At 67.5% G+C, this 22,615-nt stretch carries 18 protein-coding genes; 7 read left to right on the top strand and 11 right to left on the bottom strand.

What is annotated here, in order from left to right:
• Positions 1-291 precede the first annotated feature (291 nt).
• From AC1DQR_RS12865 to AC1DQR_RS12885, 5 genes are all read right to left on the bottom strand, one after another.
• On the bottom strand, positions 292-1,836 hold the full coding sequence (locus AC1DQR_RS12865; protein ID WP_416053349.1) for an acetolactate synthase large subunit: 1,545 nt from the start codon (positions 1,834-1,836) through the stop codon (positions 292-294).
• A gap of 126 nt (positions 1,837-1,962) precedes the next feature.
• Entirely contained in the window at positions 1,963-2,793 is an 831-nt protein-coding gene (locus AC1DQR_RS12870; RefSeq protein WP_416051409.1) for a GntR family transcriptional regulator, read from the bottom strand.
• A 213-nt stretch (positions 2,794-3,006) separates the two neighbouring features.
• On the bottom strand, positions 3,007-4,059 hold the full coding sequence (locus AC1DQR_RS12875) for a DUF535 family protein (RefSeq protein ID WP_477133114.1): 1,053 nt from the start codon (positions 4,057-4,059) through the stop codon (positions 3,007-3,009).
• A 344-nt stretch (positions 4,060-4,403) separates the two neighbouring features.
• Positions 4,404-5,633, bottom strand: a complete 1,230-nt coding sequence (locus AC1DQR_RS12880) for an MFS transporter (protein ID WP_416051407.1) — start codon at positions 5,631-5,633, stop codon at positions 4,404-4,406.
• A gap of 119 nt (positions 5,634-5,752) precedes the next feature.
• Positions 5,753-7,234 (bottom strand): SLC13 family permease, encoded by a 1,482-nt coding sequence (locus AC1DQR_RS12885; RefSeq protein WP_416051406.1) that lies wholly within the window; start codon positions 7,232-7,234, stop codon positions 5,753-5,755.
• 135 nt (positions 7,235-7,369) lie between these two features.
• Here AC1DQR_RS12885 and AC1DQR_RS12890 point away from each other — a divergent pair, with 135 nt between their 5' ends.
• From AC1DQR_RS12890 to AC1DQR_RS12905, 4 genes are read left to right on the top strand one after another with little or no spacing between them, the layout of a single operon-like run.
• Positions 7,370-8,170, top strand: coding sequence for an AraC family transcriptional regulator (locus AC1DQR_RS12890; RefSeq protein ID WP_416051405.1), 801 nt, complete (start codon positions 7,370-7,372; stop codon positions 8,168-8,170).
• Complete coding sequence (locus AC1DQR_RS12895) at positions 8,167-9,231, top strand: FUSC family protein (RefSeq protein ID WP_416051404.1); 1,065 nt, start codon at positions 8,167-8,169, stop codon at positions 9,229-9,231. The genes AC1DQR_RS12890 and AC1DQR_RS12895 overlap by 4 nt, the downstream gene beginning before the upstream one ends.
• A 27-nt stretch (positions 9,232-9,258) precedes the next feature.
• Positions 9,259-9,774: a MarR family winged helix-turn-helix transcriptional regulator gene (locus AC1DQR_RS12900; protein WP_416051403.1), complete on the top strand. Its 516-nt coding sequence runs from the start codon at positions 9,259-9,261 to the stop codon at positions 9,772-9,774.
• Positions 9,771-10,559, top strand: coding sequence for a DNA alkylation repair protein (locus AC1DQR_RS12905; RefSeq protein WP_416051402.1), 789 nt, complete (start codon positions 9,771-9,773; stop codon positions 10,557-10,559). The genes AC1DQR_RS12900 and AC1DQR_RS12905 overlap by 4 nt, the downstream gene beginning before the upstream one ends.
• A gap of 54 nt (positions 10,560-10,613) precedes the next feature.
• Here the strand turns inward: AC1DQR_RS12905 and AC1DQR_RS12910 are convergent, their stop codons facing one another.
• From AC1DQR_RS12910 to AC1DQR_RS12920, 3 genes are read right to left on the bottom strand one after another with little or no spacing between them, the layout of a single operon-like run.
• Positions 10,614-13,736: an efflux RND transporter permease subunit gene (locus AC1DQR_RS12910; RefSeq protein ID WP_477133115.1), complete on the bottom strand. Its 3,123-nt coding sequence runs from the start codon at positions 13,734-13,736 to the stop codon at positions 10,614-10,616.
• Positions 13,737-13,749: 13 nt separating this feature from the next.
• Positions 13,750-14,961 carry an efflux RND transporter periplasmic adaptor subunit gene (locus AC1DQR_RS12915; protein WP_416051400.1) on the bottom strand — a complete coding sequence of 404 codons (1,212 nt, stop codon included), beginning with the start codon at positions 14,959-14,961 and terminating at the stop codon, positions 13,750-13,752.
• Between the two features lie 49 nt (positions 14,962-15,010).
• Positions 15,011-16,312 carry a TolC family protein gene (locus AC1DQR_RS12920; RefSeq protein ID WP_416053348.1) on the bottom strand — a complete coding sequence of 434 codons (1,302 nt, stop codon included), beginning with the start codon at positions 16,310-16,312 and terminating at the stop codon, positions 15,011-15,013.
• Positions 16,313-16,804: 492 nt separating this feature from the next.
• Here AC1DQR_RS12920 and AC1DQR_RS12925 point away from each other — a divergent pair, with 492 nt between their 5' ends.
• Positions 16,805-17,581, top strand: coding sequence for a sulfite exporter TauE/SafE family protein (locus tag AC1DQR_RS12925; RefSeq protein ID WP_416051399.1), 777 nt, complete (start codon positions 16,805-16,807; stop codon positions 17,579-17,581).
• On the opposite strand, the gene AC1DQR_RS12930 is transcribed toward AC1DQR_RS12925, so the two are convergent.
• The 3 genes from AC1DQR_RS12930 to AC1DQR_RS12940 all read right to left on the bottom strand — a co-directional run bounded on the left by AC1DQR_RS12930 (position 17,578) and on the right by AC1DQR_RS12940 (position 21,035).
• A complete protein-coding gene (locus AC1DQR_RS12930) occupies positions 17,578-18,063 on the bottom strand; it encodes a GFA family protein (RefSeq protein WP_416051398.1) in 486 nt (161 codons plus the stop codon). The genes AC1DQR_RS12925 and AC1DQR_RS12930 overlap by 4 nt on opposite strands.
• A gap of 738 nt (positions 18,064-18,801) precedes the next feature.
• A complete protein-coding gene (locus tag AC1DQR_RS12935) occupies positions 18,802-20,136 on the bottom strand; it encodes an ABC transporter permease (RefSeq protein ID WP_416051397.1) in 1,335 nt (444 codons plus the stop codon).
• Positions 20,133-21,035, bottom strand: coding sequence for an ABC transporter ATP-binding protein (locus tag AC1DQR_RS12940; RefSeq protein WP_477133116.1), 903 nt, complete (start codon positions 21,033-21,035; stop codon positions 20,133-20,135). Before AC1DQR_RS12940 ends, AC1DQR_RS12935 begins: the two co-directional genes overlap by 4 nt.
• Positions 21,036-21,267: 232 nt before the next feature.
• On the opposite strand from AC1DQR_RS12940, the gene AC1DQR_RS12945 reads away from it, so the two are divergent.
• Positions 21,268-21,456 carry a hypothetical protein gene (locus tag AC1DQR_RS12945; RefSeq protein ID WP_416051395.1) on the top strand — a complete coding sequence of 63 codons (189 nt, stop codon included), beginning with the start codon at positions 21,268-21,270 and terminating at the stop codon, positions 21,454-21,456.
• A gap of 258 nt (positions 21,457-21,714) precedes the next feature.
• Entirely contained in the window at positions 21,715-22,587 is an 873-nt protein-coding gene (locus AC1DQR_RS12950) for a hypothetical protein (RefSeq protein ID WP_416051394.1), read from the top strand.
• Positions 22,588-22,615: the final 28 nt, after the last annotated feature.

Genomic DNA, 22,615 nt, shown 5'->3' on the forward strand with positions numbered 1-22,615 from the left:
GTGATCGACCACAAACAAAATTCGTTGGTCCATGGGTTTCAGCTCGCTCCAGGGCATGGGCATCTCCTTTCAGGGTCGCCCATGCAGCGTAGAAAACTGTTACCTATGTGCTTGAACTCAAGTGTTACCTATGTGAGTGAGTCGTACCTGGGGCGCCTCTTTTGCCTACTTTTTTGGCAAGACAAAAAAGTAGGTCGCCGCCCCGCAGGGGTGGTGAAACTGCCTTTGACTTTAAGCTTTTGACCTTGACGTCAAGCAGCTGCCGTTGGGACCATCAACCCACCCCCAACCTCAAATCACCAACTCAATAACAAACGGCCCCCGCCGAGCATTAGCCATACCAAACAACTCAGCAAACCGCTCCATATCCTCAGCCCGCGCAGCCTCCACCCCCATCCCATTGGCCAACTGCACCCAGTTGAGATCCGGATTGCCGATATCCAGCATATCAAGCGCAGTCTTGCCCGGATTGGCCCCAACGCCAGCCAGCTCACCCAGCAAAATCGCGTACTTGCGATTGGCCAGAATCACCACGGTAACGTCGAGCTTCTCGCGCGCCATCGTCCACAACGATTGCAGCGTGTACATCCCCGAGCCATCGGCCTGCAACGCGACCACCCGGCGCCCCGGCGCGGCGACCGCGGCGCCAGTCGCCAGCGGCAGCCCATCGCCAATAGCACCACCAGTCAGTTGCAGCCAGTCATGCGGCGCGGCATGCACGGTCCCCGGATAAAACGCACGCCCAAAGCTCACGCTCTCTTCCACCACGATGGCCTGCTCCGGCAGCAGCGCCGTCAGCGTTTGCGCGACCGCCTCGGAGGTCACCGCGCCCTTGGCGATCCCACGCGGCGCGACCGAAGCCGGCACCGGCACCGGCACCGAGGGGGCGCCAAGCTCGTCGGCAAGACGCACCAGGGCTTCGGCCAGATCTTGTTCCGGACGTGCCAGCACATGGATCTCAGCGTCTTCCGGATATGGGCGCGGCGACTTGCCCGGATAGGCGAAGAACGTCACCGGCGGCGGCGCGCCCACCAGGATGACGTTGCGGATGCCCGCCAGCTTGTCCCGCGCCACGTCGCCGGAATAGGGCACCCGATCCACGTTGAAACGGCCGCGGCCGCGCGACACGCGGGCGTTGGACATCGGCGTGATCAGGCGCGCATCGGTGGCGGCGGCGATGCGGTGCGCATCGGCCAGCGGCGCCTCGCGCAGCGCGGTGCCGGCCAGCACGATCAGCGTGGGCTGGCCCGAGCGCAGCAGGCGTGCAGCTTGCTGGACGGCGTCGGGCGAGACCTTGGGCACCGGCAGCGGTGCCAGCGGCACGCCTACCTTGCCGCCGGCATCCCAGCAGACATCCGAGGGCAGGATCAGGCTGGCGACCCCGCCGGGAGCGGCGCACGCGGCCTGCACGGCCGTGGCGGCATCGGCGCCGACCGATGCGGCATCCGTGGCGGTGCGGGTCCAGACCGAGACGGGGCGCGCCCAGCCTTCCGTATCGGCCGTCAGCGGTGCGTCGAACGGACGATGATAGGTAGCCTGGTCGCCCACGATGTTGATCACCGGCGTCTGCGCGCGGCGCGCGTTATGCAGATTGGCCAGGCCATTGGCCAGGCCCGGGCCGCAGTGCAAAAGCGTGGCTGCCGGCTTGTCGGCCATGCGCGCGTAGCCGTCAGCCGCGCCGGTCACCACGCCCTCAAACAGGCCGAGCACGCAACGCATGCCGGGAATGCGGTCGAGCGCGGCCACGAAGTGCATTTCGCTGGTGCCGGGGTTGGCAAAGCAGGTGTCCACGCCGCAAGCCAGCAGCGTCTTGACCAGGCTCTCGGCGCCGTTCATCTCGCTCTGCCCGTTGTTGCCCTGGGTTGCATGGCTACCTTGGTTGCGGTCGGTATTCGGCATCTCGTTCATTTCCAGTTGGCGGATTGGGGAATGGGGAATGGGGAATGGATTGGTGGACAAGCGTCAGGACTGCGCCGCTGGCGTGGCGGCCGGGCGCGGTGGGGCATAAACGGGGGCGGCGCCCGCGCCGGTCGCGAGCAGGTCGAAATCCAGGCAGACGAATTCGCTCGGGAATTCAATGCGCGCGTAATAGACGATCACGCCGTCTACGCACGCATAGCGCCGCAACTCGGCCACCGGCGCGCCAACGGGCAACGCCAGCCTGGCGGCCGATTCCGCGCCCGCCGCAATGATCGACAGGCGCTGCCTGGCGGCGGTGACCTTCAGCTGGGGGAAACGGTCGAGCACCGGCACCGAAGCCCCGTGGCGGAATGCTTCCGGCTCCCGGGCGAACACGCTGGCCTCGATAAAGACCTCGCCCAGCGCGAACGGGCGCTGCTCGATCGTGTGCAGACGGCGCAGGAAGTGATAGCCCGGCGCGCGCGCGGCGGCGCAAGGCATGCCCAGTTCGTCCGGCAAGGTGACGGTGCCGTCGGACTCGGACAGCGCCTCGGTGTCGAGCTGCTCGCCGACGGCCACCACCTGGTCCCAGCTCACCGGCAGCCTCATGGCGCGGCGCTCGCGGCAGCTTGCCTTGACGAACGTGCCGCGCCCGCGCTCGCGGGTCAGCAGGCCTTCTTCGTCAAGCAGGGAGAGCGCGTGATGCATGGTCATGCGCGCCACGCCGAACTCGCGGCAAAGCTGCTCGAGCGACGGAATGCGCTCGCCTTGGCGCCACTCGCCACTCTCGATATGGCGGCGGAAGATCGTGGCGAGCTGGAGGTAGACCGGCTGGCGGCTGCGGGACAAGAGGTCGCTGGAAGCGGGCAAGGCGGTGAAAGCTGGATTCGACATCAATGGCGGAAGCAACGCAGCGACTGCGAAAGCCGGGGGCGCCGGCGTGTTATCGCCGGCTGGAAGTGGCTTACAGAAGTGGCCTACTTTAATAAGGTCTACAAACCTAGACTACTAGGGTTTACTGCAGCCCCCGTCACTGGCGCAAAAAAAACGCAGGCCGAAGCCCGCGCTTTTCTGTGCGTGTCCATCGCGGCTTGTCGCCGCCCCGCCTCACGCGGCAAGCGGCTCCGCGCTGCCCGGCACGATGACCTGGGTCAGGGTGGGCGCCGGGGTGGTTGCCTGCGGCACGGCGGGCGCCGCGAACCAGCCATGCACGGCCACATGGATGGCCTCTACCTGGGCCAGCTTGCGCCGGTAGGCGGAGCGCTTCTTGGACGGCAGCTCCATCACATCGCGGCGCGGCTGGTTGACCGGCACCTCGACATTGCCGCAAGGCATTGGCTGGCCCGCGGATTCCATCCAGAAGCCCTCGTAGTCGCAGCGGATCTCGCGCGGGGTATGGCGCTGGCGGCCCACGTGATTTTTCTTGCTGACGCCCACGATGCGCTGCACCCCGAGCGCGGCGGCAAAGCCGAGCAGCGCTTCCATGACCGCGTCCTTGGGACGCAGGCCTTCGCATGCCTTGGTGGATTCGCGGATCAGGTCGCGGCTGCTCTCGCCCATTGGGCCTTGCAGGCCCCCGACGAAGATCTCGGTGCCACCCTTGCGCTGCGCCAGGTAGAAGCTGAGCTGGCTCAGGCACACGCCGCTGGCCGTGTCCAGCCAATAAAAGGCCAGTTCGCCTTCCTTGGGGTTCGGCCCGGAATCCGCCAGGCGCAGCCTATAGCGGCCATCGCCCATCGCCCATTCGAGCCCGCCGCCCACGTAGACGCGTTCGCTCAGCGCCAGCGGCACCAGCGTGCTCATCGCACGGTAGTGATCCAGCACCGTACGCATGCGCTCGCGAAAGCTCAGCCCAAATGCCCCAAGCGGGCGATACGGGCGCTCGAGCAGAGAAGGCTTGGCCATGGCCACGCGGCGCATCAGCGCGCAGGAGTCGACCGCCTGCAGCCAGCTGCGCACCGCGGCAAAGCGGAATGCGGACCGGCAGATCAGCTTGAAACGCTTGAAAACCCACTTCTTGCCGCCCGGCGGGTGGCAAAACGCCGACAACGCAGTGAGCGCCGCCAGATAGCGAAAATAGAAAAAAGGCCCGAGATCGTAAAAAAATCCCCTGGCATTCAGCCCCGACAGCCATTGAAGGCTCGAGATTGGTCCTTGCACCACTTGACGCTCCCCTGTTCCCAATACAGCAAAGCCGGTACCCGGTCTTGTGTTGCTGCGCTAACGATTCAAAACCGCCGCGCCCGCCATGGCAGTGGCGGGGTAGACGGCCAGGCGTAGCCTGGATCACGGGGCAAGCCTGGCAGCGTGGGGGGCCACCGGGCCAAGTGTTTCAGCCCCGTAATATTTCGTAACGAATAGTAATACGTCCGGTTGACAGGAAATGCAGTCATTTCCCCTGGAACGCAAAAAAAGATGTGGGCGGGAGCCCGGGGGCATCGATAGATCAGGTCGCGGCCTGGATAAGGCGCGCAGCACGCGCGCCCTGGCCCGGCGATGCGGCATCAGCGCTGCGGCGCGCCTGCGAGCCGTGGCTCCGTCGCGAAGTACAGGCCCGCCATGGCCGGCAGGCCGAAGCCGATCCAGCTGGTGAGCGTCCAGCCGCCTTGGGCAAAGGCCCACGCGCCAGCAGCCGATGCCACGGCGCCGCCAGTGAAGAAGATCGCCATGAACAGCCCGTTCAGGCGGCTGCGATAGGCGGCACCGAGTGCAAAGATGGCGCGCTGGCCCACGACCAGGCTCGCCGCCACGCCAAAATCCAGCGCGATGGCGGCAATCGTCAGCGCCGCCAGGGCTACGGGCGAGCCGGGCGTGCCGGCCTGGCCCAGCACAAAGGCGCCAGCCGCGAGCAACATGGCGAGCATGGTCATGCCCCGGCCACGGCCGCGATCGGCCTGGCGCCCTGCGATGGGCGCGGCCACCGCGCCCGCCACGCCAGCCAGCGCGAACAGGGCGATACCCTTCTGGCTCAGGCCGAACTCGGGGCCGGCGAGCCACAGGGGCACGGTGGTCCAGAACAGGCTGAACGCCCCAAACATGCATGCCTGGTAGGCCGCCCGCCGGCGCAGCACGGGCTGCGAGCACAGCAACTGCCACATGGACACCAGCAGCGCGCCATAGCGCACCGCGGGCGCCGGGCGGCGATCCGGGAGCAGCCGCATGAGCACCGCGGCGAGCAAGGCCATGCCCACGGCCGAGCCCGCGAAGATGGCATGCCAGCCCCACAGGTCGGTGACCAGGCTGGCGGCCGGGCGGGCCATCATGATGCCCAGCATCAGGCCGCTCATGACATTGCCGACGACACGGCCGCGCGCATGCTCAGGCGCCAGGTGCGCGGCAAACGGCACCAGGACCTGCGCCGCCACGGAGCTCAGCCCGATGCATACGGCCGCCAGCAGAAACACACCGGCATGGCCGGCCAGCGCCGCGCCAGCCAGTGCGAGGGCGCTCGCGGCCAGCAGGCTGCAGATCAGCCGGCGGTTCTCGATGATGTCGCCCAGCGGCACGATCAGCAGCAGGCCCGCGCCATAACCGGCCTGGATCAGGGTCACGATCAGGCCCGCCGCCTGCGGCGACAGCCCCAGCGCGTGGCCGATCGGGCCGATCAATGGCTGCGCGTAATACAGGTTGGCCACGATCAGGCCGCAGGCGGTGGCCAGCAGCAGGGTCATCCAGCTTGCGCCGCCCACGGGGCTGGCTTGCGCTTGCGGCGCGCAGTGCGCTCTTGTCGTCATGATTGCCTTCTACAGTGGAGCTCGGCTTACCCGCATGCCAGCCTACCCGGGGCTGGGGTTAACCAGAGGTCGAAGGCCGAGATCATGCCTCAGTTAGCGCAAGCTTGCTGGCAGCGCGCTCAAGGCAGGTAGCCCAGCAAACGCCACCAGAAGTAATCCAGCGGCAGCAGCACCAGCAAGGTCAGCGCGGCCAGCGCCAGGCACATGCGGGTTCCGTCGCGCAGCCCCACGCCGCCAAGCTGCATGGCGATCACGATGGGTGGCGACTGGTAAGGGAAGAACACCGTGGAGAACACGGGAACCTGCAGCATCAGCACGGCTTCCAGCGACAAACCCGTGGCCTGCGCCAGCTGTTTGGCCAGCGGTGTCAGCACGGCCGGCAATCCGGGCAGCGTCGTCATGAGGCCCAGGCTCGCCCCGACCGCGCCAAGCGCGGCCACATTGGCGGCGGTATGCCCCGGCGAAAGGGGCAGCCAGCGCAGCAGTGCCGTGCTGATGGCGGTCCCCAGCCCCGTGGATTCCACCACGGCGCCCAGGCCGAGAAAGCCGGCCACATAGATCAGGGGCGTGAGGTGCACCTGCTCGGCCAGCATGCGCGAGGAAACCAGGCCCACACCCGGCAACAGGCAGACGATGCATGCCGCCAGCGAGATCCAGGCCGGCGAGACGCCGTGCAGCGCGTCGGTGGCAAAACCGGCCACGGCCAGCACCAGGATCACCGCCAGCAGCTTTTCCTGCCGGCTCGGCGCGCCCGCTTGCTCGCGCGGGAGTGCCGCGATCGGCCCGCGCTCGGGGAACAGCCGGCAGACCAGCCAGACCAGCATCACGGTCTTGAGCAAGCCGAGGATGGGGAAATGCAGCAGGAGATAGCTGCCATAGCTCAGGTTGACGCCATACAGGGAGCTAGCCGCGCCGAGCAACACGCTGTTGGGGATATTGGCCGGCAGGATGGTGGTGGGCGGCATATAGCTGGCGGCTGCCACGGTCAGCACCATGCCGATGCGGCCGTTGGAACCCGGTGCAAAGCCAAGCCGGTCGGCCAGCGCCAGCACGATCGGCATCAGCAGCAGCACGCGCCCGGTGGTCGACGGCATCAGGAATGCCAGCCCCACGGCGCTCACCGCCACGGTGCCGATCACCTGGCGATAGCTGCCCACCCGGCCCCGGAAGATGACGGCCGCCAGGCGCTGCGCCAGCCCGGTCTGGCGCAAGGCCACACCGGTTACCGCGCCGCCGAACATGAGCCACCACGCGGTAGAGGCAAAGCCCGAGAACACCACGGGGGCCGGCGCCACGTGCAGCACGACGGCGCACAGGAAGAACAGCAACGTCGTAGCCGGCTCGGGCAGCACGCCCAGCGCCCAGCAGCACACGGTGGACGCCACCAGCGCCGCCGCCAGCACCAGGCCGCCGGGCGCGCCGGTGGCGCGGCCCACCAGCCACACCGCCGCCACGCACAGGGCGATGACGATAGCGGCGCGCGCGCTGTCCGACAGCTTGCCCGCGGGCGCGGGGCCTGCGGCGGATTGCCCCTTGGAAGCGGCGGGATTGCCGGGAAGGCTGGCCGGGGGCGGCAAGCCGGGCTGACTGGTATTGCTCATGCGAGGGAACTCCGTGGTGCCATGCGATGAGCGCCATCGTAGGACGCGCCAATCTGGCCGGGTTACACTTCTCGGGCAATTTCTTACGAATACCAGCCACACCCGAAACCCTGCGCCAAAGCCGCGCCGAGACAGATGCCACGCACCACCTACCAGCCCGTCCCGCTGACCCAGCCCACCGCCGAGCAGCCGGTCATCGTGCATCTGCGCCTGCCGCCGCCCAACGCCATCATTCGCCGCCACCGGCATGCTTGGGGGCAGATCTCGTGCCCCCTGCGCGGCAGCATGCGGGTGACCGCGGCAGGTACCACCTGGGTGGTGCCGACCATGCGCGCGGTGTGGATTCCGCCGGATGTGGAACACGAGGTGGTCACGCTGGGCGACGCAGCGCTGCACGCCTGCTATGTGCTGCCGCAAGCGGCGCCGCTATCGCTCACCGCCTGCGCGGTCGTGGAAGTGTCGGCCCTGATGCGCAACCTGATGGTGGCGCTGACCGATGCAGCCAGCTTGTCCGCGCCACGGCGCCAGCTAAGCGCGGCCCTGCTGCTCGAGGAGTTGCGCACCGCGCCCACGCTTTGGCCGGGGCTGGCCTTGCCCACCGACCGCCGCCTTAAAGCGTTGTGCGATGCCTTGATGGAGCAGCCAGGGTCGGCGCTGAGCCTGGCGCAATGGGCCGAGCTGACGGGCGCCAGCGAGCGCACCCTGGCGCGGCTGTTCCGCACCGAGCTGCGCACCAGCTTTGCCGCCTGGCGCCAGCAATTGCGGCTGGCGCACGCCGTGGACCTGATGAGCCGCGGCAAGCCGCTCGCGCACGTAGCAGCCGAAACCGGCTATGCCAATGCCGGCGCCTTCTCCACCATGTTCCGGCGCGCGCTGGGACAGGCGCCGCGCGATTTTCTGGCGGCGGAGTCCCGCAATCACGGGAGGGGACATTGAGCGCAAAGACCCATCTCGCCAAAGCCATCCAATGGCCCGCCGGCGCGCAGGTGCATCCTCGCGAGATGCTCGCGGCAGCCCTGGGCATGGGCGTGCCGCTGCTGCTTGCCGGCGCCACGGGGCAGATCGCGCTTGGCCAGGCCGCCGCGCTCGGCAGCCTGGCGATCGGCGCCGGGGCGGTCGCCGGCTCGGGCATCGACGCGCGCGACGAATCCCGCATCGGGCCACTGGCGGCCCTGCTTGCACCGGTTGCGGCTGCCGCGGCCATCGCGGCAGCCCTGGCGGGCCACGGCGTCCTGACCGATGTCACCGTCCTCTTGCTGGCCGGTGCGGCGGCCGGCATCGGCGGCTACAGCCGCCCGCTCGCGATCGCGGCCACGCGCTTCATCCTGTTCCTGATCATTGCCACAGGTGCGGCAAGTGCGGCGCCGCATCGGGCAGGCTTTCTCCTGCTCACGCTGGCCGGCGCGCTCTGGACCTGTCTGCTGTGCCTGCTCCTCGCGCCGAGGGCCAAAACGCTGCCGCAAGCGGGCACGCCCTTGCCGTTGCCCACCACCGCGCAGCGCCTGCGGCGATGGCGGCGCACGCTGTCGCAGTGGGCCGGGTGGCAGTACACGCTGCGGCTGGTGCTCGGCCTGGGCTGCGCCGGCATCCTGCGCTGGCTGTTCCCGAACCATCACTTCGAATGGATCACGCTGACCGTGGCGATCCTGCTGCAGCGGCAGCCAGAAGGCTTTGCTGTCAAGGCCACGCAGCGCGTGGCCGGCACCCTCCTCGGCGTGCTTGGCGCGAGCTGGCTGCTTGGCCATCAGCTCCCGTACTGGCTGGTGGCATTCAACGCGGGATGGCTGGCCGGCATCCGGCCACTGCTGCGCCTGCGCAACTACCTGGCCTACTCGGCAGTCATGACCCCGCTGATGGTGATGATCATGAGCGCCAGCGGGCCGGCCAACGGCAGCATGCTGATGGACCGCATGGCCGCGACGGCGATCGGTGCCGTCATCGTGTTGCTGGTCGACCGGATTGCCCTGAAGGCAGCGGGCGGTGCGCTTGCCAACTAGTTAGGCGCCATATAATATGGCGCCACTATGCAAGCACTCGAACAGAAGTACCTCGCCCTGCTCAACGAAGCCGAACGACGCCAGTTGCCCGACCTGGACAGCATCCAGCTGTGCTTCCGGGCACTGTCGCTGGCGTCCGCGATCGACCGCGACTGCGCCGCGCTTCTGGCGCCGCATGGCCTGTCCGAAGGCCGTTTCGTGCTGTTGTTCCTGCTGAACGCGGCCAAGGACGGGCTGGCGCCCAATACACTCGCCGAACAGGCCGGCGTCACGCGCGCCACCATCACCGGTCTGCTGGACGGGCTGGAACGCGAGGCGCTGATCGAGCGCCATGCCGACACCACAGACCGGCGTGCCTTGACCATCCGGCTCACCCGCAAGGGCAAGCAGGTCGCCAAAAAGGTGTTCGACGAGCATGGCCGCTGGATCGCAAGCCTGTTCTCTAACTTATCCGCACAGGAGCGCGCTTTGCTCGACGGCCTGCTAAGCAAGGTTTCCGCGGGCATGGCCAAGCGCAATGGCGTGCCGGGGGATTCGGCATGAGCCAGTCAGCAGCCCAGCCGGCAACACGCAAGGGCGCGAGCCGGGCGGCGGACATTCCCGCCGACATCCTCGCCGCGCTGGAGCGTGGCGATCTGCAGAGCGCCACGCTCATCGAATGCCTGGCGTTAAACCAGGTCACGCTGCTGCGCGCCGTGTTTCCCAAACTCCCGCCAGCCGCCATGCAGCAAGCCGAAGCCGCCAGCCAGCTCGGCATCCTCAAGCGCATGGCCAGCATCGGCGCCATCCTCATGGAGCAGCTTGGCGCCGCGGGCATCGCACGTTGCCAGGCGCATCCATCGGATACCGTGCGCGGCTGGGCCTGCTTCATGGCCGGCATGCGGCCGGGCCTGGACCTGAGCCAGCGCCTCGCGGCCATCCGGGCGCTGGCCGACGACCCGCATTTCGGCGTGCGCGAATGGGCCTGGATGGCAGTGCGGCCGCATCTCGCGGCGGACCTGGACACCAGCATCGCGCTGCTTGCCGCCTGGACGGCATCGCCATCCGAGCGGCTGCGCCGCTTTGCCACCGAAGCACTGCGCCCGCGTGGAGTATGGTGCGCGCATATCGCCGCGCTGAAGAAGCATCCCGCGCAAGCCCTGCCGCTGCTGGACGCGCTGAAGGCCGACCCCTCGCCCTATGTACAGGACTCGGTGGCCAACTGGCTCAACGATGCGGCCAAGGACAGTCCCGACTGGGTGCGCAGCCTGTGCGAACGCTGGCAGCGAGGCGACCCGCCCGCCGCCACCGGCCGCATCTGCGCCCGTGCGCTGCGCAACCTCCGATGAAAAAAAACCCGCCACCAAGGTGACGGGCTTTCGAGGCAGGCGACTGCCGGAAGATCAGGCCGGCAGCGAATCCGACGAGCGGTTGTCCTTGCCATTGCCGTTCTCTTCGTCCGGCCAGTTGCGGCCGACCATCCACTCATACAGCGTAGGCAGCACGATCAGCGTGAGCATGGTGGCGGTGATCAGGCCGCCGATGATGACGATGGCCAGCGGGCGCTGCGTCTCCGAGCCGATGGCGCGCGAGATGGCCATCGGGAACAGGCCCAGCATGGCCAGCAGCGCGGTCATCAGCACCGTGCGCAGGCGGTCCATCGAGCCGGTCAGCACGGCCTGGCGCACCGGCATGCCTTCGTCGCGCAGCTGGTTGAAGTAGGTCACCATCACCACGCCGTTGAGCACGGCCTGGCCGAACAGCGCGATAAAGCCGATCGCAGCCGACACCGACAGCGGAATGCCGGTGATGAACAGCGCGAACACGCCGCCGATCAGCGCGAACGGAATGTTCGAGATGATCAGGGTCGCGCTCTTGAACGACTTGAAGGCATTGAACAGCAGCAGGAAGATCACCAGCACCGACAGCGGCACCACGATCGACAGCCGCGCCATGGCGCGCTCCTGGTTCTCGAACTCGCCCGACCAGCTGATCTTGACGTCGTCGGCCTTGACGTTCTTGGCGACCAGTTCCTGCATGTCCTTCACCACGCTGCCCATGTCGCGGTCATGGATGAAGATGCCGATGGACGTGGTGCGCTGGCCGTTCTCGCGGCTGATGTTCATCGCGCCGGAAGCCGCGCGGAAGTGCACCAGTTGCGACAGCGGCACCTGCGCGCCGTCCGCCGTCTGCAGGAAGATATTCGGCAGGTTTGGCAGCTGGCGCTCGTTAGGCTTGAGGCGCACCGCCACGCTGAAGTGCTTCTCGCCCTCCCACAGCTCGGTGGCTGCCTTGCCGGCCAGCGCGGTCTCCATCAGGTCCTGCACGTCTCCCACGTTGATGCCGTAGCGGGCAGCCTGGGCGCGGTCGAAGTCCAGCACGTACTGCGGCAGTTCGCCGTCGCGGTCGATAAAGGCGCGCATCACGCCCTGGACCGATTGCACGTTGGCGAGGATCTGGTCGGCCACGCGCTTGTTCTGCTGCAAGCTGTCGCTCTGCACCTTGATCACGATCTGGCCCTTGATCTGGGAGATGCTCTCAAGAATGTTGTCGCGCACCGGCTGCGAGAAATTAGGCTCGATGCCGGGCAGCTGGCGCAGGTTGGCGTTGATCTCGTTGATGATCTTGCGCTTGTCGTAGCCCGCGCGCCATTGCTTGTCGTTCTTCAGGTCGACCAGGATTTCGACGGTGTTGATCAGCTTGGGATCGGTGCCGTCGTCCGGGCGGCCCACCTTGGAGATGGTGGTATTGACCTCGGGCGTCTTGCGAATCACGCCACGCAGGCGGCGGGCCTGGTCGCGCGCTTCGTCGATGGACACCGACGCCGGCAGGTCGAAGCTGACCCACATCGAGCCTTCATCCAGCTCCGGCAGGAACTCGCTGCCGAGGAACTTGCCCACGCCAACCGTTGCCACCAGCAGGCCAACGGCGACGCCCACCACGGTGCGCTTGTGGTCCAGCGCCCAGGCCAGCATCGGCTCGTAGAGGCGCTTGCTATGGCGCACCATGAAGTTGTCTTCATGCGCGATGTTCTTGGTCAGCAGCAGGTGGCACAGCAGCGGCACCAGCGTCAGCGAGATGATCAGCGAGCCGACCAGCGCACCCGTCACGGTGTAGGCCATGGGCGCGAAGATCTTGCCCTCGTGGCGCTGCAGCGTAAAGATCGGGATGTGCGCGGCGATGATGATGATCATCGAGAACACGGTCGGGCGGCCCACTTCGGTGGTGGCCTGCAGGATGGCGTGCATGCGCGCGCGGCTGTCCTTGATCTGGGCTTCCTTCAGCTCGCCCAGCCGCTTGAAGATGTTCTCCACCACGATCACCGCGCCGTCCACGATGATGCCGAAGTCCATCGCGCCCAGCGACAGCAGGTTGGCGGGAATGCCCACCCAGGTCAGGCCGATGAACGTGGACAGCAGCGCCAGCGGAATCACGATCGCCACGATGGCCGCGGCGCGCACATTGGCCAGGAACAGGTACAGCACGGCCATCACCAGCAGCGCGCCCTCGACCAGGTTGCCGAACACCGTGTGCAAGGTCTTGTCGATCAGCGTGGAGCGGTCGTAGTAGGGCACGATCTTCACGCCCTTGGGCAAGATCGAGTTGTCCAGCAGGTCGATCTTCTTCTTGAGCGCTTCCAGCACCAGCGAGGGGTTCTCGCCCTTGCGCATCACCACGATACCCGAGACGATATCGTCCTCGTCGTCCTGGCCCATCAGGCCCTGGGGCGGCGCGGAACCGGTCCTGATCTCGGCAATGTCCTTGACCAGGATCGGCGTGCCATTGACTTCCGACACCACCACATCGGCGATGTCAGCCGAGGTACGGAAGCTGCCCAGCGAGCGCAGCAGGAATTGCTGGCGCCCGTTGGCCACGGCGCCGCCGCCGGCGTTGGAGTTGGCGCGTTGCAGGGCGGTAAAGAGTTGCGCGAGCGAGATCTTCGCGTCGCGCATCTTCGCCAGGTTGGGGTTCACCTCGTACTGCTTGATGGTGCCGCCAATGGTGACGAGGTCGGCCACGCCCGGGACCTGGCGCAGGTTCTTCTCCACCACCCAGTCCTGCAGCGTGCGCAGTTCCTGCGCGCTGTAGCCCTTGCCGGTCAGGCGAAAGCGGAAGATCTCGCCGATGGCGGTGGACAGCGGCGCCAGCTCCGGCTGCACGCCGTCGGGCAGGTCCACCCCGCGCAGGCGCTCGATCACCTGCTGGCGGGCCACCACGTCGGTGGCCTTGTCATTGAAGGTGACCATCAGGAAGGACAGGCCGAACTGGGTGTGCGAGAACACCCGCACGGAGTTCGGCGTGCCGGCCAGCGCGGTCTCGATCGGAATCGTGACCTGGCGCTCGACTTCCTCGGCGGCGCGGCCCGGATACAGGGTAATGACGTTGACCTGGATGTCGGAGACATCCGGGAAGGCTTCGATCGGCAGGTTCTTGAAGGCCGCAAGGCCACCCCCGATGAAGATGGCAAGGCCGAGCCAGACGAACAGCTTCTGGTGCAGGGCAAAATGGACGATGCGCGAAATCATGTGGCGGTCTTCCTCACTGCTTCGCGCTGGCGCTGCTGGCTTCGCTCGCGCGCGCCGCGTTGACCGCGGTGGCGTCTCGCAGGATGTCCTGCAGGTACAGGTTGCCGTCGGTCACCACCACGTCGCCATCCTTGAGCCCTTCCACCGCCTCGGCCACGCCAGGCAGCGACACGCCCAGCTTGATCTGCTTGCGCTCAAAGCGGTTCTGCGCCGTGCGCACGAACACAAAGTGGTGGTTCTCGGCCAGGAACACGGACTTGGACGGCACCGCGACGCCCGGGAAGGAGGCGGCCTGCAGCTTGGCGGTGACGAACATCTCGGCCTTCAGGCGACGGTCCGGGTTGGGCACGGACAAGCGCACCTTGATGCTGCGCGCCGCAGGATCCACGTAATCGGCCACCTTGACCACCTTGCCGGCGAAGGTCTCGCCGGGATAGGCGGCCGACACCAGTTGGACGGTCACGCCGGGCTTGAACAGGGCGATGTCGGTCTCGGCCGCGTCGACCTGCGCCCACAGTTCGCCGGGATCGGTCACCAGGAACAGCGGCGCGGTGGGCGGCTGGTCGGGACGCAGTTCCATGCCGTTATTGATATTGCGCTCCACCACCAGGCCATCGATCGGCGTACGCAAGGCAAAGCGGTTGCTCGCGCCCTCGCCCTGTGCGCCGGCGCCGTACTGGCGCAAGGCAGCCTGGGTGCGCTGCAGGTCGGCATTGGCCCGGGCGGCATCGGCCTGGGTCTGCTCCAGGTCTTTTTGCGCCACGACGCCGGCACCGTACAGCTCGCGCTGGCGAGCCAGCGCCTTGCCGGCATAGGCGGCGTCGGCCGCGGCCTTGCGGGCGTCGGCCTGGGCCACGCCGAAATCGGTCGAGGTCAGCATGGCCAGCGCCTGCCCAGCCTTGACGTTGGTCCCCGGCTGCACCAGCACCTCGGTCACGCGCCCGGCAAACGGCGTCGACACGCGCACGGTGCGGTCTTCATTCCAGACCAGGCGGCCTGGCAGGCTCAGCATGCGCTCGCCGCCGCTCTTGACGGCCTCGCCCACGATGCCGGGCAGCGTCCTGACCGTGGCCGGAAATTCAACGGTGTTGCCGCTGACCTTGGGTTCGTCGCTGGGGGGCGGGGCTTCCTTCTTGCCGCAGGCGGCGAGCGCCAGCGCGACCAGCGAAAACGCGACCAGCCGGGCGGCGACGCCATGGCGGGCCGCGGCACGTACGGGGGACATCGAAGCAGGCTTAGCAGTCATCGGGACGGACATCGGAGCAGACACGGAATTAAGGACGCGGTACATCGGGGCGAGCCTGGGAATTGGGTGAGGACTGCAGGGCGGCGCGGTAAGCCGACAGGGACTTGGCGAAATCACCTTGCGCGTTGACAGCGTCCAGGCGCGTCTGGCGCAAGGCCCGGCGCGCATCGAGCAGGTCCAGCACGCTGCTGGCGCCCTTGGCATAGGCAAATTCGGCGCTGCCGGCGACACTCTCGGCGGTCGGCACCACGCCTTCGACCATCTGCTTGAGCGACAGGCGCGCGGCTTCAAGCTGGTTGCGCGAGCGCTCCAGCTCGTTCTGCGCCTCGAGCAGCACGCGGTTGCGATCATCCAGCGCGGCGTAGTAATCCACCTCGGCGCGGCGGGCTTCGCCGCCAAAGCTGTGGCGCACGTAGAGCGGAATCGACACGAACACGCCGAAGCTGTTGCCGCTGCCGGTCTGGTTGGCGGCCGAGACAGGGTAGTGCTCCGCCTGCGCACCCACGGTGACATCGGGCACGCGCCCTGCGCGGGCCAGGTCGCGCGCGCTGGCGGCTGCCGCCAGGCGGGCTTCCGCCGCCGCCACGTCCGCGCGGCGCTGCACGGTGTCGGCGTCGGGCTGGGGCACCGGCACGTCCAGGGCGGGCCAGTCGGGCGTCAGGCGATTGTCGGCCAGCGTGCCGGGCACGCCGATGGCTTGCGCCAGCGCGGCCTTGTCGCTGGCATGGTCGGCCATGGCGCTGCGCAGGTCGGCTTGCGCGCGCAGCACATCGAGCTGCAGCTTGGCCACATCGGCGCGCGACACATCGCCAGCCTTCAGGCGAGCCTCGTTGGCCTGCTGGGTGCGGCCGTAGAGTGCCAGCGTCTCGTTGAGCACGGCAACCCGCTCCTGGCTCACCAATGCCTCATAGAACGCCTGGTCCACCAGGCTCGCCTGCTGGGTGATCACCGCCTGCAGCACCTCGCCGGCGGCGCGGCTGGAGGCTTGCGCGGTATCCACCCGCAAGCCTGCCTTGTTGGCGGTCTCGATCACCTGGTCCACACGCAGGGTGGAGTCCACCGTCTTGCTGCGCGGGCCGCCCGAGTTGAAGCCGGCATGCGGGTTGATATTGGCCACGCCCAGGCTGAGCACGGGGTTGGGCCGCTGCGACGCAATCTGGATGTCGGCCTGGCTGGCCTCCACATTGCGCCGCGCCGCGATGATGTCGCGGTTGCAGCGCACGGCATCGACCCGCACCTGAGCGAGGGTCAGGGTAGCCTTGGACGGCGGCGCCACGCAGGGGCCGTCCACCGGCAAGGGTGCGCTTTGCGGCACATTCGAGCCGGCCACGGCAGCGCCCGCAACGGCGCCGAGAAGGCTTAGCAGCAGGAAACGAGGAATGGAAAAAGACACGATCAATCTGGCTCGGTTCGACTTAAGTGTGCGGTAAACGACCATGCCCGCCGTTCGGTGCACCGAGTTAGCGAATATTCACGCATCTCCGTGGAACCCGACGTGTTCTTGCCGGTATCCGGCAGCGGCGAACGATCTCCCGAGCGCATTCAAACCGAACTGCATTACAAACGCCTTTCACACGGCCAACAAATTTGGGGAAAACCCCTCGAACACCGCCATTTCGAGGGAAAACCCTGACAAATACGCTGCTTTCATGACAAAACGAAGTAGCCGGCAGGCGGGTCACCAAAGCCGCGTATCATTACGCGCTTTGCGCCTTTTGCCCCCTCCGGAACGCCGGCCCGGGGCGTTATCACTCACCCCGCAGTGCACGTTGTTGCCACGCCATCGCTACGCTGTTGCCGTTAGAGCCGCCTCCCGTATTCCATGCTTGACCATTCCCTGCTGCCGTCCTTGCTGTCCGTCCTGTTGATCTTTGGCCTGGGCAGCGCGCTGGGCGCCGTGGGCGGGCTGTTCGGCATCGGCGGCGGGCTGATTGCCATTCCCGCGCTGGGCCTGCTCTATGGCATGGACCAGCAACTGGCGCAGGGCACCGCGCTGGTGATGATTGCACCCAATGTGCTGATCGGCTTCTGGCAATACCGCCGGCGCGCCGACATCGCGCTGCGCACGGCAGTCGTGCTCGGGCTGTCAGCGGTGCTGGCGACTTATGCCTCGGCACGCCTCGCCACCGCCATCGACGCCGTGTTGCTGCGCCGCATCTTTGCCTGCTTCATGATCGGCCTGGCGCTCTATTTCCTCTGGCGGCTGCTGCCAGGGCGCGCCGCCACGGCGCAGCAAGCACGCCTGTCACCGCGCTGGATTCCGGCGCTGGGCGTGGTCGGCGGCGCGTTCTCGGGCTTTTTCAGCGTAGGCGGCGGCGTGGTGGCGGCGCCGGCCCTGGTCGGGCTGTTCGGGTTCCGGCAGGCGGCGGCGCAAGGCCTGGCGCTGGCGCTGGTCACGCCCGGCGCGGTGGTGGCGCTGGCCACTTATGCCCATGCCGGCCATGTCGACTGGGCCAGCGGCATCCCGCTGTCGCTCGGCGGCATGCTGACCATCTCGTGGGGCGTGGCGCTCGCCCACCGCATGCCGGAGCGGCGGCTGCGCGCCGCGTTTGCCCTGTGCCTGATCGCCACCGCGGGGATCATGCTGGCGCGCGGCTAACCTTGCAGGCCGCGGCGCCTGTGCCACTCGGCAAGCGACTCGGAGGGCCAGGTGCCGCAGTGCACATGGCCCCGCCCCTTGGGCACATCCACCCAGGGCGCGGCAAAATCCAGCGCGGCCTCCACCACCTCCGGCGGCTTGGGCAGCGGCGTATCGATCGCGGACGCCTGCGGATGCACCAGCTCCGGCCAGCGCGGATCCCAGAGCCATAGCGCGCTGCCGCATTTCAGGCAAAAATGCCGCTCCGCCGGCGAGCGGCGCGCGCGCTTGCCCGGCTCGCGCATCACCGCGTGATAGATGCCGACATGCCTTTTGCCGCGAACCTTCAGCGTGGCGGCGTCACCGCCGAGGTTGATGGCATAACCACCGCCGCCCGCCGTCTTGCGGCAGATCGAGCAGTAGCAATGCATGAACGGATAAGGCGAGCCGGACTCCAGGCTGAAGCTGACCGCGCCGCAATGGCAGGAACCTTCGAGATGCATGGGATCTCCCGTGAGGACGGGACTCTACTGTCCCGTTCCGCTGATTCGTTCGCAGAATCTGTTGGGCTTGAAGCAGGAATTGTAGGTCGGCGTAAAGTGCATATGCCAGCGCGGACGGGTCGTGCGGGATTGGGTATGTATGCACGTGTGCGATGTGTATTGCTTGTAGCCCGCTGACTGGGGGAGCGTTTTGGGGCGGGGTTTTCATGCTGCTAGCTGCTGTCGCGGCTGTGCGGTGTTGGCCGTTTTGGAACGTGTGAGATGTCACTTCTCTTTACTCGTAAAGAGAAGTGACCAAGAGAAAGCGATCCTTGCAGGAGGCTGGCTTGTCGGGGTTGCGCAGCCCGGTGGTTTCGTCGTCAGGCCCTGGGTTTTAATATCCTCATGCCGTTACCGATTTGAATGGCCACGATCCTGCAGATGGCGCTGGTTTCGTGGTGAGGCTGCTCGGTAGCGGCATCCTTGCTCATTCGCACATCTGCCGTTACCGGTTCGGTGTGTCACGACACATCATGCTGTGATGGTTTCGTGGTGGCACTACCGGGGGGACCACCACGAATCCCTGGGCATTGCCCGGGTCGTGGTGCTCTGAACCGGTTACGGCACGAGTCCATTAACACCCGGGGCCGTACGACGAGACCATTGGGGACCCCAATGACGCCACGCCAGCAGCTAGCAGCATAAAAACCCCACCTCAAAACGCACCCCCCGCGTCAGCGCAGCCATCGTTGGTGCCTGTTATGCGCTAGCCGCTGGCTCCTCCCAATCGAAACGCCAGATCGCCAGCAGCGCGAACAGCGCGGCAAAGGCCAGCAACACACCGATCGGCGCCAGCGCGGCCTGCAGCGGCAGCCCGCGCCAGGTCATTGCGTCCAGCCCGTCCACGGCCCAGCGCGTGGGCAAGGCCAGCGACACCGATTGCAGCCAGGACGGGAACAGGAAGGCCGGCACCCACGCGCCGCCCAGCATCACCATCAGCAAGGTGGCGAAGATCGCCAGCCCGCGCGTGGCCGCCGGCGTGCGCCCGAGCGCTGCCACCAGCAGGCCGAAGCTGGCGGTGGTCAGGGCAAAGGCCATCACCACCCCTGCAAAGCCGGCCACGCTGCCATCGATGCGCACACCAAAGAACGCAATGGCGGCGCCGAAGATCAGCGCCATCAGGATCACGGCCGTGAGCGCGCCGCTGACGATGCGGCTGCCCAGCAGCGCAGCGCGCGACACCGGCGCGGCACGCAGGCGCTGCCACAGGCCAAGGCGGCGCATCAGCAGCAGCCCTACGCCAAACTCGATGCCCATGAAGAGGATGAACTGCACACCCATGCCGGCGAAGGCATGCGCGTAGCTGTTGTAGGGACGGCCGCCCTGCGCGCTGGCCGGCTGCTCGCGCGCCTCAAACGGCAGCCCCATCCGCATGCTGGGCATGCCTGGCGCGTCCGGCCCGCTCGCGTCGCGCGCCGCCTGCGCCCGCTGCACGCGCTCGATGCTGTCGGCCATTGCCAGCACATCCTGGCGGTACGCGGCCGGGAGGTCCGGATTCGCTGCCATTGCGCCCCGCAGCGCGCCGAGCGGCCGGGCCGCATCCGGCCCGCTGCCCATTGCCGCCTGCGATACGCTTTCCATCACGTGCTGGGTCAGCACACCACGCACCACTGCCAGCGCGAGCGCCTGCGAGGGATCGTAGCGCAACGTCAGCACCGGCTTGGGCCGCGCGCCGAACAGCGCGCGCGGCGCCGCCTCGCCGAAGCCGCCCGGCAAGGTTACGGCCACCTGCACCTTGCCTTGCCGCACCGCATCGTCGGCGGCCTGGGCCGGCAGCTCGCGCAACTGCAATGCGGGATCCTGCCGCAACGCCGCGACGATCTTCTGCGACAAGGGACTGTCATCGAGGTCGCTGAGCGCCACCGGGATGCGCGATGGCTTCTGCGTGGCGGGGTTGAACAGGTAGCCGAAGAATGCCGCGATGGCAATCGGCGCGGCCACGCCCATGACGAGCGCCCTGCGATCCGAGAAATACAGCCGCAAGTCCGCGCGGACCAGTGCGAACAAGGCACGCAGTGCATTCAACGCGCTCATGCTCTGTCCCTCAGTTGCCGCCCGGTCAGGGCCAGGAACACATCCTCCAGCGTGGCCCGGCCCGACGCCAGGTGCCGCACCGCGTGGCCACGGGCGGCCAGCCAGGCCATCACCGCGGGCACGGCGCCCGCGAGATCGTCTACGCCAATGGTCAGCACGTCTGCGCTTTGCTGCGCGTGACGAACGTGGTGCGCAGCGCAGTCATGCGCCAGTTGCGCGGCATCGACCACGCCGTCGACCGTGACCTGCAGCGTCTGGGCTACCGGCAACCGGCCATAGAGCCCGGCCAGCGTATCGCTGGCCACCACCTGCCCGTGGTCCATGATCACGATGCGATCGCACAGGCGCTCGGCCTCTTCCATGTAGTGCGTGGTGTAGAGCAGCGCCTTGCCACGCTCGCGCAGCGCTTCCAGGCTGTCGAAGATGGCGTTGCGGCTCTGCGGGTCGACCCCGGTGGTGGGCTCGTCGAAGATCAGGATGTCGGGATCGTGGACCAGCGCGCAGGCAATGTTCAGGCGGCGCTTCATGCCGCCGCTGAAATGCGCAGGCTTGTCCCGTGCGCGCTCGGACAAACCCACCAGCGCAAGTGCCTGGGCCGTGCGCTCGCGCAGCAAAGCACCCGACATGCCATAGAGCGCGCCGAACAATTCCAGGTTGGCGCGCGCCGGCAGTTCCTCGTAGAGCGACAGCTCCTGGGGCACCAGCCCGATGCGGCGCTTGAGCAGGCTCACCGCACGCGCGCCGGCATCCTGCAGCGCGCAGCCACCGATGAGAACGCGCCCGGCATCGGGGGCGACCAGGCCGCACAGCATCGCTACCGTGGTGCTCTTGCCGGCCCCGTTGGGCCCCAGCAGGCCCGTGATCTCGCCGCCAGCGACGGTGAAGGCAACATCCTTCACCACCACCGCGTGCCATACGATTTGCCCAGGCCGATGGCTTCGAGCATGTGGCGCCCCCTCTCGTGAAGACGCACGATTCTAGCCGAGGTGCCCGGCCAGAATGCCCCCCTTTCGCGTCAGCCCGCGAGGGGGCTGGCTGGACAATCCCTACCCGATATGGCATAAGCGTATGTGCTGCCTTAAAAAACGGCAGCACGCTTGCCAGGATTTTCCACCCTTCATTCGAGACCGCATGCTCCTCGCCTCGCACCGCAACGCAGTCCGCCGCCATGCCATGCATGCGGTGGCAACGCGTGCGTGCGCGGCCAAGGGCGGCGTGCGCTCGCTCCGCGCCACACCGGCCGCGGTCAACACCTATGGTTTCGCCGCCGTGCTTTTCCAGGCCGTGCGGGGAAACCAGGACACACCAGCCAGGTCCTGACTTTCCCCGCACGGCACTTTGCCTGAGGGCGCGCATCGCGCCCCTTGTCCAATGTGCAACCTGGGAGAAAAGCCATGTCTTCGTCTTCGATCTATCACAAGACCCTCTGTGCGATCGGCACCGTCGCCGTCGTCTACTTTCTCATCAATCTCTGATTGAGCACGGGGCCACGGCTTAGCCGTCGCCCCGTCATGGCCCTGCACGCCTTTTTCCTGCCGCGGCGCGTTCGCGGCATTCACTTCGCACGCCTTCATCGCCATGGAGCTCACCAAGAATTTTGTCAAAGCCAAGCGCCCCTGCGCCGATGGCTACCGCTGGTTCGTCCGCAATCGCCAGGGCGGCAGCGACTACCAGCACCTGCTCGACGCCCTCGTCGATGACGGCCGCGTTGACGACGCCTGCTGGCTACTCACACAGTTCGGCCCCACCGACGCCGTACTCGCCGTGGACAGCATCGACGCCGATGCCGTGGTCTTTGCCGGCTCGCTGGTGGTGCGCGGCTGCATCGACGTCGGGACCACGCTGCGCGCCGGGGGCAGCATCCAGGCCGGCGGCGGCATACGCGCGGGCCGCGCCATCGTGGCCGGTGACAGCCTCGCGGCGGCCGGCGGCATCCATAGTGGCGGCGTGCTCGAAGCGGGCGGCGATATCAGGGCTGCGTGGGGCATCGACGTGCAGGACGCGATCACCGGTGGCGGCAACCTCAAGGCCGGCTGGGATGTGCTGTGCGGCGGCAAGATCGCGCTTGCCGGCAGCGCGGTGGCCGGGCAGGACCTGATCGGGCAAGCGGCCATTCACTGCGGCAAGAGCATCCGCGCCGGCGGTGTCATCGATGCGCGCCACACCGTGCGCGCCGGCCACGGCATCGAGTGCGGCGCTTCCATTCGCTGCGGCATGCATCTGGAGGCCGGCTGGGGCATCAAGGCGCTCGAGGCCATCGTTGCCGAATGCGCCATCAAGGCGGGCGAAGGCTTGCAGGCGGGCGACGAGATCCGCGCGGGCGTTGGCTATGGCGTGTACGCCGGCCTGGATGTCAGGGTCGATGCATGGCCGGCGAGCGCGAAGGTGCTGGCGGCGCGCAAGCCCGAAGGCCTGGTGAGCGGGTGGTGGGAGGAACCTGCCATGTGCTGATATGCCACCGCACGCCTTGCCCTTGTTC

Source organism: Cupriavidus sp. 05L411 (assembly GCF_056398045.1).